The organism is Pseudooceanicola sp. LIPI14-2-Ac024, assembly GCF_042188925.1.
Lineage (GTDB): Bacteria > Pseudomonadota > Alphaproteobacteria > Rhodobacterales > Rhodobacteraceae > Pseudooceanicola.
In genome coordinates this window covers 3,918,424-3,932,288 of record NZ_CP170102.1, presented here as the reverse complement: position 1 = coordinate 3,932,288, position 13,865 = coordinate 3,918,424, and the positions used below count along the sequence as shown (strand labels likewise).

General features: G+C 68.6%; 10 protein-coding genes and 2 pseudogenes. 7 read left to right on the top strand and 5 right to left on the bottom strand.

Going from position 1 to position 13,865, the window contains the following annotated elements:
• Positions 1 to 166 precede the first annotated feature (166 nt).
• Positions 167 to 454 carry a 50S ribosomal protein L28 gene (gene rpmB, locus ACE2AC_RS19285; RefSeq protein WP_375692139.1) on the top strand — a complete coding sequence of 96 codons (288 nt, stop codon included), beginning with the start codon at positions 167 to 169 and terminating at the stop codon, positions 452 to 454.
• Between the two features lie 137 nt (positions 455 to 591).
• Here rpmB and ACE2AC_RS19280 read toward each other — a convergent pair whose 3' ends face one another.
• A complete protein-coding gene (locus ACE2AC_RS19280; protein WP_375689340.1) occupies positions 592 to 2,259 on the bottom strand; it encodes a thiamine pyrophosphate-binding protein in 1,668 nt (555 codons plus the stop codon).
• Between the two features lie 172 nt (positions 2,260 to 2,431).
• On the opposite strand from ACE2AC_RS19280, the gene ACE2AC_RS19275 reads away from it, so the two are divergent.
• Complete coding sequence (locus ACE2AC_RS19275) at positions 2,432 to 3,334, top strand: AEC family transporter (protein ID WP_375689338.1); 903 nt, start codon at positions 2,432 to 2,434, stop codon at positions 3,332 to 3,334.
• 57 nt (positions 3,335 to 3,391) lie between these two features.
• Here ACE2AC_RS19275 and choV read toward each other — a convergent pair whose 3' ends face one another.
• The 3 genes and pseudogenes from choV to choX all read right to left on the bottom strand — a co-directional run bounded on the left by choV (position 3,392) and on the right by choX (position 6,347).
• On the bottom strand, positions 3,392 to 4,408 hold the full coding sequence (gene choV, locus ACE2AC_RS19270) for a choline ABC transporter ATP-binding protein (protein WP_375689336.1): 1,017 nt from the start codon (positions 4,406 to 4,408) through the stop codon (positions 3,392 to 3,394).
• A pseudogene (choW, locus tag ACE2AC_RS19265) lies at positions 4,405 to 5,243 on the bottom strand (choline ABC transporter permease subunit). Before choW ends, choV begins: the two are co-directional and overlap by 4 nt.
• 180 nt (positions 5,244 to 5,423) lie before the next feature.
• The gene (gene choX, locus ACE2AC_RS19260; RefSeq protein ID WP_375689334.1) at positions 5,424 to 6,347 is read right to left on the bottom strand and encodes a choline ABC transporter substrate-binding protein; all 924 of its coding nucleotides are present in this window, start codon (positions 6,345 to 6,347) and stop codon (positions 5,424 to 5,426) included.
• Positions 6,348 to 6,506: 159 nt separating this feature from the next.
• Here choX and betI point away from each other — a divergent pair, with 159 nt between their 5' ends.
• The 4 genes and pseudogenes from betI (at position 6,507) to betA (ending at position 11,700) form a co-directional block, all read left to right on the top strand.
• Positions 6,507 to 7,082, top strand: a complete 576-nt coding sequence (gene betI, locus ACE2AC_RS19255) for a choline-responsive transcriptional repressor BetI (protein WP_375689332.1) — start codon at positions 6,507 to 6,509, stop codon at positions 7,080 to 7,082.
• 22 nt (positions 7,083 to 7,104) lie between these two features.
• On the top strand, positions 7,105 to 8,592 hold the full coding sequence (betC, locus tag ACE2AC_RS19250; RefSeq protein WP_375692138.1) for a choline-sulfatase: 1,488 nt from the start codon (positions 7,105 to 7,107) through the stop codon (positions 8,590 to 8,592).
• 2 nt (positions 8,593 to 8,594) lie between these two features.
• Positions 8,595 to 10,039: pseudogene (gene betB, locus ACE2AC_RS19245) on the top strand (betaine-aldehyde dehydrogenase).
• Positions 10,039 to 11,700: a choline dehydrogenase gene (betA, locus tag ACE2AC_RS19240; protein ID WP_375689330.1), complete on the top strand. Its 1,662-nt coding sequence runs from the start codon at positions 10,039 to 10,041 to the stop codon at positions 11,698 to 11,700. Before betB ends, betA begins: the two are co-directional and overlap by 1 nt.
• A 131-nt stretch (positions 11,701 to 11,831) precedes the next feature.
• On the opposite strand, the gene ACE2AC_RS19235 is transcribed toward betA, so the two are convergent.
• Positions 11,832 to 13,334, bottom strand: coding sequence for an alkaline phosphatase family protein (locus tag ACE2AC_RS19235; RefSeq protein WP_375689328.1), 1,503 nt, complete (start codon positions 13,332 to 13,334; stop codon positions 11,832 to 11,834).
• 54 nt (positions 13,335 to 13,388) lie between these two features.
• Between ACE2AC_RS19235 and ACE2AC_RS19230 the strand changes: the two genes are divergently transcribed.
• Positions 13,389 to 13,865: a GNAT family N-acetyltransferase gene (locus ACE2AC_RS19230; protein WP_375689326.1), complete on the top strand. Its 477-nt coding sequence runs from the start codon at positions 13,389 to 13,391 to the stop codon at positions 13,863 to 13,865.

The following is a 13,865-nucleotide window of genomic DNA, read 5'->3' as shown; positions in this document are numbered from 1 at the left end:
TCCGCGTCTTCACGCCGGGTTCAGCGAAAGCCGGGGCGACTTGGCTTGACCTCTCCGGCGATTGCCCGTAAAGACCGCGGACGGAATTCGAAGGCGCTGCGCAATGGCGGCGCCGTTTCATTTGGACGAGGGCGCGACCCGCCCGCTAGACGATCGAGGAAAGACCATGTCGCGCCGTTGCGAACTGACCGGAAAAGGCCCGATGACGGGCAACAATGTCAGCCATGCGAACAACAAGACCCGTCGCCGGTTCCTGCCGAACCTGAACGACGTTTCGCTGCGCTCGGAAGCTCTGGGCCGGAACATCAAGCTCCGGATCTCCGCCTCCGCGCTGCGCACCGTCGATCACCGCGGTGGTCTGGACAAGTTCCTGGCCAAGGCGAAGGATTCGGAGTTGTCCGATGCCGCGCTGAAAGTGAAAAAGGAAATCCTGAAGGCCCAGGCGACCGCCTGATCCGCCAAGGATACCTCGTATGGAACAGCCCCGCGCCGCAAGGCCGGGGCTGTTTCCGTTTCGGGGGATGGTTTCGGCCAGCCCGGCCCCGGCCCGTCGACGCGGGCCGCAGACCAAGGCTGCGGCCCGGGAAACGCCTACTTTGCCCGCGCGCGCAGGCCGGTGATCGTCGCGGTCGGCGACAGTGCCTCGGGATCGAGGATCAGGTGCAGGATCGCGGGCTTGCCGCTGGCCTGCGCGGCCGAGAAGGCGTCGGCGAAATCCTCGGCCTTCTCGACCCGCTGACCGAACCCGCCATGCGCCTCGGCCAGCGCCACGAAATCGGGGTTGGTGAGCGACGTGGCCGAGACGCGGCCGGGAAACTCCCGCTCCTGGTGGGCGCGGATGGTGCCGTACATGCCGTTGTCGACCAGCACGACGATCAGCGGGATGCCGTGATGCGCGCAGGTGGCGAATTCCTGCACCGTCATCATGAAGTCGCCGTCACCGGCGAGGTTCACCACCACCCGGTCCGGATGCGCCCGCTTGGCGGCGATCCCGGCGGGAAAGCCGTAGCCCATCGAGCCCGAGGTCGGCGCGAGGTGGGTGTTGAAGGTGCGGAAGCGGTAATAGCGGTTGAGCCAGACCGCGAAGTTGCCCGCGCCGTTGGTCAGGATCGCGTCATCGGGCAGCGTGTCGCGCATCCAGCGCAGGACCTGCCCCATCTGGAGCGTGCCGGGGTTCTGCTTCGGTTCCTCGGACCAGTCGATGTAGCCGGCGCGCGCCTCGGCCACCCAGGCGCCCTGGCGGGGCGCGGAGGGGCTGAGGGTGTCGAGCGCCGGGGCGAGCCCCCGGGGCGAGGCGTTGATGCCGAGCGCGGGCTGGTAGACGCGCCCGATCTCGTCCGGGTCGGCATGGATATGCACCAGTGTCTGGCTGCCCGAGGGGATCGGCAGCAGCGTGTAGCTCTGCGACGAGATCTCGGACATGCGGGAATTCACGATCAGCACCAGGTCGGCCTCGCCGATCGCCTTCACCAGCGCCGGGTTGGCGCCGAGGCTGAGGTCGCCGGCGTAGTTCGGGTGCTGCGCCGGGACCATGCCGGCCCGGCGGAAGCTGGCGGCGAAGGGGATGGCATAGCGTTCGCAGAGCCCGGTGAAGGCCGAGACCGCGTCAGCATCCCAGCGGGAACCGCCGAAGATGGCGAAGGGCTTTTGCGCGCCTTCCAGCAGATCGGCCAGCCTTTCCATGTCGGCCGCCACCGGTGCGGTTTCGGCCGGGTCGGCGCGCGGGGCATCGGCCACCGTCACCACGTCGTCCAGCATGTCCTCGGGCAGAGCGACCACGACCGGGCCGGGGCGGCCCTGCATCGCGACGCGGAAGGCGCGGGCGATCAGCTCGGGGATTCGGGCGGCATCGTCGATCTCGACCACCCACTTGGCCATGGTGCCGAAGACCTGGCCGTAATCGAGTTCCTGGAACGCCTCGCGATGCTTCATGCCGCGCGCAACCTGGCCGACGAAAAGGATCATCGGGGTGGAATCCTGCGCCGCGACGTGGACGCCTGCGGCGGCGTTGGTGGCCCCCGGACCGCGGGTGACGAAGCAGATGCCGGGCCGGCCGGTCAGCTTGCCCCAGGCCTCGGCCATCATCGCGGCCCCGCCCTCCTGCCGGCAGGTGAGCAGGTCGACCCCCGATCCGATCAGCGCGTCGAGCACGCTGAGATAGCTTTCGCCCGGCACGCAGGAGGCGCGGTCGACGCCCTGCGCCAGCAGTTGATCGACCAGCACGCGTGCGCCGGTCCGTTCGGTGAGGGTGAGGGTCATCGGGGGCTCCTTCCGTGGTCGCGCGACACTCTTCCCCATTCGCCGGGGAAACGGAAGGGGGCGGGCCGGGGCAAATTGCAGGGCCGCCCCTGCGCCCCGGCCTCTGGCGTCCGACCCCTGCCGGGTGCTAGGCCGGGGGCCGGAACTTTCGACGCCGCATAGGTCACGCCCCTTGCTCATCCTGACGATCTGGCCGCTCTTCGCCCTGATCTGCCTCGGCTTCCTGCTGGCCCGCAGCGGGCAGCCCGGCCCCGGCTTCTGGCCCGCGGCGGAACGGCTGAACTACTTCATCCTCTTTCCCGCCTTGCTGGTGTCGAGCCTGGTGAATGCGCCGGTCCGCGATCCGGCGATCCTGCGCCTGGGCGGGGCGGCGGTCGTGACCATCCTCGTCGCCGCCCTTCTCCTGTCGCTGGCGCGCCGCATCCGCCCGGTGCCCGCCGCGCGCTTCGGCCCGGCGTTGCAGGGCGTGGTGCGGTTCAACACCTACCTGGGCCTCGCCGTGACGGCGAGCCTTGCCGGGGCCGCGGGGGTGGAGCGGGCAGCGGTCTTCCTCGCCATATCGGTCCCGCTGGTCAACGTGCTCTCGATCCTCGCCCTGACCGAGGGCGGTGCGGCCCGGCGTCCGCGCGTGATGATCGCCACGATGCTCAGGAACCCGCTGATCCTCGCCTGCCTCGTCGGCATCGCGCTGGCGCTCCTGGGGGTCGGCCTGCCCTACGGCACCGGCAACTTCCTCGACCTGCTGGCGCGGGGAAGCCTGCCGCTTGGCCTGCTCTGCGTCGGTGCGGCGCTGCAACCGGCGGCGCTGCGCAGCGACATCGTGGCGGTGGCGGGCGTCTCGGCGCTGCGGCTCCTGGTGATGCCGATGCTGGCGGCCGGGGTGGGCCTCGCGCTCGGGCTGTCGGGGGTCGAGGCGCTGGTGCTGGTGATCTTCACCGCCGTGCCGACCGCGCCGACCTCTTACGTGCTGACCACGCAGCTTAAGGGCGATGGCACCTACATGGCCGGGATCGTCACGGCGCAGACACTCGCCGCCGTGGCGACGCTGCCGCTGGTCCTCGCCCTCCTGGGCTGAGGCCCTTCCGGCTCCGCGTTCCGCATGGATGTCCGCCGCGGGCTCCCTCTCCCTTGATCAGCCCCGGAGGGCGGCCAGCACGTCCTCGGCCGTGATCCGCCCGATCGGCTTGCCATTCTCGCGCACGCAGAGCACGCGGATCTCGGTGTCGAGCATCCCCATCGCCTCGGTCACCGGTGCCTCGGCCGCGATCGACGGCGCGCTTTCCGGCGCGTGCCGCTTGCTCATCACGTCGCGGGCGCGCAGCACGCCGAGCGGGTTCATGTGGGCGACGAAATCGGCGACGTAGTCGTTGACCGGGTTGGCGATGATCTCGGCCGGGGTGCCGCATTGCACGATGCGCCCGCCCTCCATGATCGCGATGCGGTTGCCGATCTTGAACGCCTCGTCGAGGTCGTGGCTGACAAAGAGGATGGTGCGCTGGAGCCGCGCCTGCAGTTCCAGCAACTCGTCCTGCAGCCGCGACCGGATCAGCGGGTCGAGCGCCGAGAAGGGTTCGTCCATCAGCAGGATCGGCGCGTCGGTGGCAAAGGCGCGGGCAAGGCCCACACGCTGCTGCATCCCGCCGGACAATTCGCTCACCTTGCGGTCGGCCCAGTCGGTCAGGCCGACCATCTCCAGCTTGTCACGCGCGCGCTTGATCCGTTCGGCCTTGGGCACGCCGTCCAGTTCAAGGCCAAGCGCCACGTTGTCGAGCACGTTGCGCCAGGGCAGCAGGCCGAATTGCTGGAACACCATCGCGACGCATTCGCGCCGCAGCTTCTGCAGCTGCTTTGCGCCGTCGCGCGGCAGGGTGCAGGACCAGTCGCCGTCATGCACCGTGACCGCGCCACGGGTGATCGGGTTCAGGCCGTTCACCGCCCGCAGCAGGGTTGACTTGCCCGACCCCGACAGGCCCATCAGGACGAGGATCTCGCCCTCGGCCACCTCGAGCGAACAGTCGTGCACGCCGAGGACCTGGCCGGTCCGGCTTTGCACGGTGGCGCGGTCGTGGCCCTTGTCCATCAGCGGCAGGGCGGTGTCCGGTTCGTTGCCGAAAACGATGGAGACGTTGTCGAAGGTGACGGCGCTCATTTCCGGTTCCCCACGCGCAGCATCCGGTCGAGGACGATGGCGACCACGACGATGACGAAGCCGCTTTCGAAGCCCAGCGAGGTGTTCACCGTGTTCAGTGCCCGGACGACCGGCACGCCAAGGCCGTCGGCGCCGACCAGCGCGGCGATCACCACCATCGACAGCGACAGCATGATGGTCTGGTTCAGCCCGGCCATGATCTGCGGCAGGGCGTAGGGCAGTTCGACCTTCCAGAGCGTCTGCTGGCCGGTGGCGCCAAAGGCCTGCGCCGCCTCGCGCAGCGGTGTGGGCGTGGAGGACACGCCGAGATGGGTCAGGCGGATCGGCGCCGGCAGCACGAAGATCACCGTGGCGAAGAGACCCGGCACCATGCCGATGCCGAAGAAGACAATCGCGGGGATCAGGTAGACGAAGGCCGGCAGCGTCTGCATCAGGTCGAGCACCGGCTGCATCCAGGCATAGAGGCGTGGCCGGTGCGCGGCGGCGATGCCGATCGGCACGCCCAGCCCCATGCAGACCACGCAGGCCGAGATGACGAGCGCGAGGCTTTCGGTCGTCTCTTCCCAGTAGCCCTGGTTGATGATGAAGAGAAAGCCCAGCACCACCAGCAGCGCGGTCTTCCAATTTCGCTGCAGCACCCAGGTCAGCGCGGCGAAGACGGCGATGATGATGAGCGGATTTGGCGTCTGCAGGACCCAGAGCAGGCCGTCGATGGCGGCGTCGAGCGAGTTGGCCAGCGCATCGAAGAAAAAGAAAAGGTGTCTTCGAGCCATTCGAAGAAGGCGCCGGCCCAGTCGCCCACGGGAATCTTGTGATCGGTCAGCCAGTCGAGCATGTCAGCGCGATCCTCGGTCTCGGGTCATGGCGGGTCTCCGGTGTCCGGGCGGTGGCCCCTGCCCGCGCCCGCGTTCCGCGACCCCGGGGAAAGCCTAGCACGCGCGCGGCGGCGGCAAGCGCCGCCGCGGCGGGATTGCCGGACATGCGACAAATTCGTGACGCATGTCCGGGGGTCCGGTCAGCCCAGTTCGGCTTCGACCGCGGCAACGGCATCGCCGCCGTCCTTGGTGGTCACGCCGTCCAGCCAGCCCTTCCACATGTCGGGGTTGGCCTGCAGCCAGGTCTTGGCGGCCGCCTCGGGCTTTTCGCCGTCGTCGAGGATGGCGCCCATGATCTCGTTCTCCATCGCCAGCGAGAAGACGAGGTTGTCGAGCAGCGCACCCAGGTTCGGGCATTCCTCGGCATAGCCCTTGCGGGTGTTGGTCATCACGGTCGCGCCGCCGAGATCCGGGCCGAAGAAATCGTCGCCGCCCTCGAGGTAGGTCAGCTCGAAATTCGCGTTCATCGGGTGCGGTTCCCAGCCGAGGAAAACGATCGGCTCATCCCGGTCGGTGGCCCGCTTGACCTGTGCCAGCATCCCCTGCTCCGAGCTTTCGACAACCTCGAAGTCCTTCAGGCCGAAGGCGTCCTGGCCGATCATGTCCATGATCAGGCGGTTGCCGTCGTTGCCGGGCTCGATCCCGTAGATCTTGCCGTCGAGCGCATCGGCGTGCTCGGCGATCTTGGCGAAATTGTCGATCCCGAGGTCGGCGGCGGCCTTGTTCACGGCCAGCGTGTACTTGGCGCCTTCGAGGTTGGTCTGCACCGTCTCGACGCTGCCGTCTTCGCGGTAGGGGGCGATGTCGGCCTCCATCGTCGGCATCCAGTTGCCGAGGAAGACATCGACGTCGCCCTTGCTCAGCGCGGTGTAGGTCACGGGGACGGAAAGCACCTTGATGTCAGTCTCATAGCCCAGCGCGTCGAGGATCACGCTCGTGGCCGCGGTGGTCGCGGTGATGTCGGTCCAGCCGACATCGGAAAACACGACCTCGTCGCAGTCGGCCATCGCGGTCCCTGCCCCGAGGGCGAGGGCCAGAACGCTCGCAATGCTGCGGTTCAACATAAAAGTTCCTCCTGTTTCGGTTGATCACATGACCGGAGTGGGTCTTGTGTTTTTATTGATTGATGAGTTAATCAAAAACCCATCGCACCCGCAAGCCATTCTCGGACAAGGCGGTTCGCGGGCACCCTAGAGGAGTTTTCCGAATTGCCAAAGGTGGGAATGGAACCGCTCCGCCGCGAGGCGATGATCCGGGCCACGATCGAGGCGATCGGCGAGGCCGGATCGCTGGACGTGACCGTGAGCCAGATCGCCAAGCGCGCCGGCATGTCCTCGGCGCTGGCGCATCACTACTTCGGCTCGAAGGACCAGATCTTCCTCGCCGCGATGCGCCACATCCTGAAAAGCTTCGGCGACAGCGTGACGCTGCGCCTGCGCAACCTCGACGATCCCGAGGCGCGGCTGCGGGCGATCATCGCGGCCAGCTTTGCCGAGGGCCAGTTCGACAAGGAGGTCGTGGCGGCCTGGCTGACGTTCTACGTCCGCGCCATGCAGTCCGAGGAGGTCGCCCGCCTGCTGCTGGTCTATGCCCGGCGGCTCAAGTCGAACCTGATGCACGACCTGGTGCAGCTCTTCCCCCGGCACGAGGCGGAACAGGTGGCGCAGGGCCTCGCCTCGATGATCGACGGTTTCTACATCCGCCACGCGCTGCAATCCGTCGCCCCCGACCGCGATGCCAGCCAGGCGCTGGTCTGCGACTACCTTGCCCTCTGGCTGGAAAGGAAAGCCCGTGGCTGACCGCCCGAACATCCTCATCATCATGGTCGACCAGCTGAACGGTACGCTGTTCCCGGACGGCCCCGCCGACTGGCTGCACGCGCCCAACATCAAGGCGCTGGCCGAGCGGTCGGTCCGGTTCCGCAACAGCTACACCGCCTCGCCGCTCTGCGCGCCGGGGCGGGCGTCGTTCATGGCGGGTGCCCTGCCCCGCCGCACGCGCGTCTACGACAACGCCGCCGAGTTTGCCTCGGACATCCCGACCTACGCGCACCACCTGCGCCGGGCGGGCTATTCCACCTGCTTGTCGGGCAAGATGCATTTCGTCGGCCCCGACCAGATGCACGGGTTCGAAGAGCGGCTGACCACCGACATCTACCCGGCCGATTTCGGCTGGACCCCGGACTATCGCAAGCCGGGCGAGCGGATCGACTGGTGGTATCACAACATGGGGTCGGTCACCGGTGCGGGGGTGGCCGAGATCTCCAACCAGATGGAATACGACGACGAGGTCGCCTACAACGCGACGCGCAAGATCTATGACCTCGGCCGCCGGCTGGACGACCGGCCGTGGATGCTGACCGCCAGCTTCACCCACCCGCACGATCCCTACGTCGCGCGGAAGAAGTACTGGGATCTCTACGAGGATTGCGACCACCTCGCCCCCGAGGTGCCGGCGATCCCCTACGACGAGCAGGACCCGCATTCGAAGCGCATCTTCGACGCCAACAACTGGCGCGACTATGACATCACGGACGAGGACATCGCCCGGTCCCGCCGCGCCTATTTCGCGAACATCTCGTACCTTGACGATTTGATCGGCGGGATGCTCGAGGCGCTGCGCGGCACCCGGCAGGAGGACAACACCGTGATCCTCTTCCTGTCGGATCATGGCGACATGCTGGGCGCGCGGGGCCTGTGGTTCAAGATGACCTTCTTCGAGGGGTCGTCGCGGGTACCGCTGATGATCGCCGCGCCCGGGGTGGCGCCGCGCCGGATCGATGCCCCGGTCTCGACCATGGACGTGACGCCGACGCTTGCCGACCTTGCCGGGATCGACCTGACCGAGGTCCTGCCCTGGACCGATGGCGAGTTGCTGCTGCCGCTGATCGAGACCGGCGTGCGCGACACCCCCGTGCTGATGGAATACGCGGCCGAGGCGAGTTATGCCCCGCTCGTCGGCCTGCGCTCGGGTGCCTACAAGTACGTGCACTGCGAGCTCGATCCGCCCCTGCTCTTCGACCTCGACGCCGACCCGGACGAGCTGGAAAACCTCGCCGCCCATCCGGACCACGCCGCCCGGGCCGCCGAGATGGCCGCCTTCGTCGCGGACCGCTGGGACATGACTGCCTTCGATGCCGAGGTCCGGCAGAGCCAGGCCCGTCGGCACGTCGTCTACGATGCGCTGCGCAACGGCAGTTATTACCCGTGGGACTTCCAGCCGCTGCAGAAGGCGTCGGAGCGGTACATGCGGAACCACATGGACCTCAACGTCCTCGAAGAGAACAAACGCTACCCGAGAGGAGAGTGACGATGCGCGCCCAGCCCCCGGCCTCGCATTTCATCGGTGGTGAATATCGCCACGACACCGCCGGCACACTGATGCAGGACCGTTATCCCTACGACGGCTCGGTCATCGCCGAGCTGCACGCCGCCACCCCGGCCGAGATCGACATGGCCTATGACACCGCGCTGGCGGCACAGGCGGAATGGGCCGCCCTGCCCCCGGTCGAACGCGGCCGCGTGCTGCGCCGCGCCGCCGACCTGCTGCGCGCGCGAAACCAGGCACTGAGCGAGCTGGAAACGCTCGACACCGGCAAGCCGATCCAGGAGACGCTGGTCGCCGACGCGGCCTCGGGCGCCGATGCGCTGGAGTTCTTTGCCGGCATCGCCACCACGCTGAACGGCGAGACGGTGCAGCTGGGGGGCGACTGGGTCTACACCCGGCGCGAGCCGCTGGGGATCTGCGTCGGGATCGGCGCGTGGAATTACCCGATCCAGATCGCCTGCTGGAAGGCCGCGCCGGCGCTGGCGGCGGGCAACGCGATGATCTTCAAGCCGTCCGAGGAAACGCCGCTCTCGGCGCTGAAGCTGGCCGAGATCCTCGTCGAGGCGGGCGCGCCGAAAGGGCTCTACAACGTCCTCCAGGGGCGCGGCGATGTCGGTGCCGCGCTGGTCAGCGATCCGCGCTGCGCCAAGGTCTCTCTCACCGGGTCGGTGCCGACCGGGCGCAAGGTCTATGCCGCCGCCGCCGAGGGCATCCGCCACGTCACGATGGAACTGGGCGGCAAGTCGCCCCTGATCGTCTTTGACGACGCGGATATCGAGAATGCGGTGTCGGCCGCGATCAACGCGAATTTCTATTCCTCGGGCAGATCTGTTCGAACGGCACGCGGGTCTACGTGCATGCCGCGATCCACGACGCCTTTGCCGCGCGGCTGGTGGAGCGGACCGCGAACGCCCGGATGGGCGATCCGCTGGACCCCGAGACGACGATCGGGCCGCTGATCTCGAAGGCGCAGCGCGACAAGGTGCTGGCGGCGATCGCGGCGGGCCAAGCCGAGGGGGCGAGGCTGCTCTGCGGCGGTGAAGCTGAGGGCGATCTCTTCGTGCAGCCCACCGTCTTTGCCGGGGTCACCGACGGCATGACCATCGCGCGGGACGAGATTTTCGGCCCTGTCCTGTCGCTCTTTTCCTTCACCGACGAGGACGAGGTGATCGCGCGCGCCAACGACACCGATTTCGGGCTGGCGGCGGGGCTCTTCACCCGTGACCTGACCCGGGCGCACCGGGTCGTGGCGCAGCTGCAGGCCGGGACATGCTGGATCAACACCTACAACCTGACGCCGGTGGAATTGCCCTTTGGCGGCAACAAGCTGTCGGGCGTGGGGCGCGAGAACGGGCGCGCGGCGCTGGAGCACTACACCCAGACCAAGAGCGTCTACGTCTGCATGGGCGACACCGAGGCCCCGTTCTGATGGAAGCGGATTTCGTCATCGTCGGCTCCGGCTCGGCCGGGTCCGCCATGGCCGCGCGGCTGAGCGAGGACGGGCGCCATTCGGTGATCGTGCTGGAATACGGCGGCACCGACGCGGGGCCGTTCATCCAGATGCCGGGCGCGCTGTCCTACCCGATGAACATGGCCCGTTACGACTGGGGCTACCAGTCCGAGCCCGAGCCACGTCTGGGCAACCGTCGCCTCGCCACGCCACGCGGCAAGGTGATCGGCGGGTCGTCCAGCATCAACGGCATGGTCTATGTCCGGGGCCATGCCCGCGATTTCGACACCTGGGCCGAGATGGGGGCGGACGGCTGGGCCTATGCCGACGTGCTGCCCTACTACAAGCGGATGGAAACCTGGCACGACGGCGGCCACGGTGGGGACCCGGAGTGGCGCGGCACCGACGGGCCGCTGCATGTCACCCGGGGCACCCGCGAGAACCCGCTGCACGAGGCCTTTGTCACGGCGGGCGCGCAGGCGGGGTTCGAGCTGACCGGCGATTACAACGGAGAGAAGCAGGAAGGCTTCGGCCCGATGGAGCAGACCGTCTGGAAGGGGCGGCGCTGGTCGGCGGCCAATGCCTACCTTCGGCCGGCGCTGAAGCGGAAGAACTGCACGCTGGTCAGCGGGCTGGCGACGCGGGTGGTGATCGAGGACGGCCGGGCGACGGGTGTCGAGGTCGAGCGCGGCGGCACGCGCGAGGTCATCCGGGCCCGGCGCGAGGTGATCCTCGCCGCTTCGTCGATCAACTCGCCGAAACTGCTGATGCTGTCGGGCGTGGGACCGGCGGCGCATCTGCGCGACCACGGGATCGCGGTCGTGGCCGACCGGCCCGGCGTGGGGGCGAACCTGCAGGACCACCTGGAACTCTACATCCAGCAGGAATGTTCGCAGCCGGTGACGCTCTACAAGTACTGGAACCTGATCGGCAAGGCGATGGTCGGGGCGCAGTGGCTGCTCTTCAAGTCCGGCCCCGGCGCGTCGAACCAGTTCGAAAGCGCAGGCTTCATCCGGTCGCGTGCGGGGGTGGAGTACCCTGACATCCAGTTCCACTTCCTGCCGATCGCGGTGCGCTACGACGGGCGCGCGGCGGCCAAGGCACACGGGTTCCAGGCCCATGTGGGACCGAACCGGTCGCTGTCCCGGGGCGCGGTCACCTTGCGGTCCGCCGATCCGAAGGACGCGCCGTCGATCCGGTTCAACTACATGAGCCATGCGCGCGACTGGGAGGACTTCCGTCACTGCATCCGCGTGACGCGGGAGATCTTTGGTCAGCCCGCCTTCGACGCCTTTCGCGGCCGCGAGATTTCGCCGGGGGCCGAGGTGCAGGACGACGATGCGCTCGACGCCTTCATCCGCGCGCATGCCGAAAGTGCCTATCACCCCTGCGGCACCTGCCGGATGGGGCGGGCGGATGACCCGCAGGCGGTGGTCGATCCCGAGGGCCGGGTGATCGGTGTGGCCGCGTTGAGGGTCGCCGACAGCTCGGTCTTTCCGCTGATCCCGAACGGCAACCTCAACGCGCCGTCGATCATGGTGGGCGAGAAGATGTCGGACCACATCCTGGGCAAAGCGCCGCTGGCGCCGTCGAACGCGGCGCCGTGGATCAACCCGCGCTGGCAGGTTTCGGACCGTTAGGGGCAGTGCGTGCGGAGCACGCACCCTACGGGGGGTTGATTGGATGGGTGGAGGGGGCTGTCTGCCCCCTCTTGCCCGGCGGGGCCGGGCAATTCACCCCCGAGGATACATCGACCAGGAGAAGCAGGCGGTCAGGCGCCCTGGGCCAGGTGGGTCAGGCGGCGGTCGCGGCGTTCGGTCATCCGGTCGATGAGCCGGGCGCGGAGGCGGGAGAGCTGGTCCGCGTGGGCCGGGTCGGTGGCGAGGTTCGTCGTCTCGTCCGGGTCGGCGGCGAGGTCGAAGAGCATGGGTGGCACACCGCCGCCGAAATGCACGTACTTCCACCGCGCCTCGCGCAGGATCGCGGCCCCGGCGCGGTTCACGGTCAGGCCCATGTGATCCATGAACCGCGTGGGCGTGACCGGGTGGCCGAAATCGGCCTCGGCCAGCACCGCGTCGCGCCAATCGGCGGGCGTCTCGCCGCGTGTGAGGGGAAGGAGCGAGTGCCCGTCCATCGCGGGGGGCGGGGTGCGGCCGATCCAGTCGAGGATGGTGGGGGTCACGTCGACGCTTTCGGTGAGCGCCGTGACCCGGGTGCCGCCCGCCTGCCCCGGCACGCGCAGGATCAGCGGGACGTGCAGCGCCGGGTCGAAGACGCTTTCCTTGCCCCACATGTGCTTGGCGCCCAGCATCTCGCCGTGATCTGCCGTCAGCACCACCAGGGTGCTGTCCGCCTGCCCCGTGCGGTCGAGCCAGTCGAGCACGCGGCCGAGGTGGTGATCGACCTCGGCCAGCAGGCCGAGGTAGACGGCGATCGCCTCGCGCGTGGTGGCATCCGACATGGCGCGGTTGTCGCCGTCATGGCCGTGGAAGAGCGATCGGTTCGAGGGCCGGGAATGCCAAGCGGAGAGGAAGGGGTGGTCGGGTTCGCTCCGGTCCGGCAGCGGCAGGCCGGCGGGGTCGACCAGGCGGTTCCAGGGCGTGGGCGCGACCAGCGGCGGATGCGGCCGGATGTAGGCGAGATGGGCGAACCAAGGCCCGAAGTCGCGGCGCAGGTCCATCGCTACCAGCGTGCGGTCGGTCAGGTAGGCGGTGTCGCTGTCCTCGGCCGCGAAGATCGCCGGGTCGCGCGGGCCGCCATTGCCCGCGGGCACGTAGTAACTGGGCCAGCCGTCGGCGCGTAGGTGGACGTCGTAGCCCCTTGACCGCAGGTGCGCGGGCCATTCGCGCCCGGCCTCCATCTGCATCTCGACCACCTCGCGGAAGCCCGGGGCCACGCCTTCGTAGACATGCAGGTCGGGGTCCTCGGGATCCATGCCCGCGGGATCGGGGGCGATGTCGGTGTAGCCGAAGAGGAGCGGCTCGTACCCGGACCGGCGCGCCTCGGTCGCCACGGTGGCGTGGTGGCGGGCCAGCGGCGTGCCGTTGCGGATCGCGCGGTGGTTCATCGCGTAGAGCCCGGTCAGCAGCGAGGCGCGGGCCGGGCCGCAGGGCACCGTGACGGTGAAGTGGTTCTCGAAAAGGGTGCCGGTGGCGGCGAGGCGGTCGATGTTCGGTGTCGGCACATGCGCGGCCAGCGGGCCGTGGATCGCCGAGGCGACGCACTGGTCGAGGGTCACGAAAAGAATGTTGCCGGGGCGCTGCTTTGCTGTCATGGCTGGCACCATGCCTGAGATTTATGACGTGGTCACGGTGGCTTGGCGATGGGGATGACGCTTTTCTTCCGTCGGGTCGAACCCTGCGACCTCGACTTCATGGCTGAGGTCTTTTCCCGCCCGGAGGTGGTCGCGCACCGCCCCGATCCGACCCCCGACAGCCGCGAGGTCTGCGCCGACAAGCTTGTGCGCGACATCGCGCACTGGGACCGGCACGGCTTTGGCCGCTGGACGGTCGAGGCCGCGAGGCGGCCGGTCGGCTTCGGCGGGCTGACGGTGGTCGAGGACAGCCGCGACCTCAACGTCTCCTACCACGTGCATCCCGATCACTGGGGGCACGGCCATGCCTCGGCCATCGCGGCCCATGCGGTCGAACACGGCTTCGGCACCCTTCGGGCCCCGCGCCTGCGTGGGCTGGTGCGAGCGGCGAACCCGGCCTCGGCGCGGGTGCTGCTGAAGCTGGGGTTCCGCGAGGACGGAGAGGTCACGCTGCACGGTGCACCGACCCTGCGCTATGTGCTCGACGCCTGA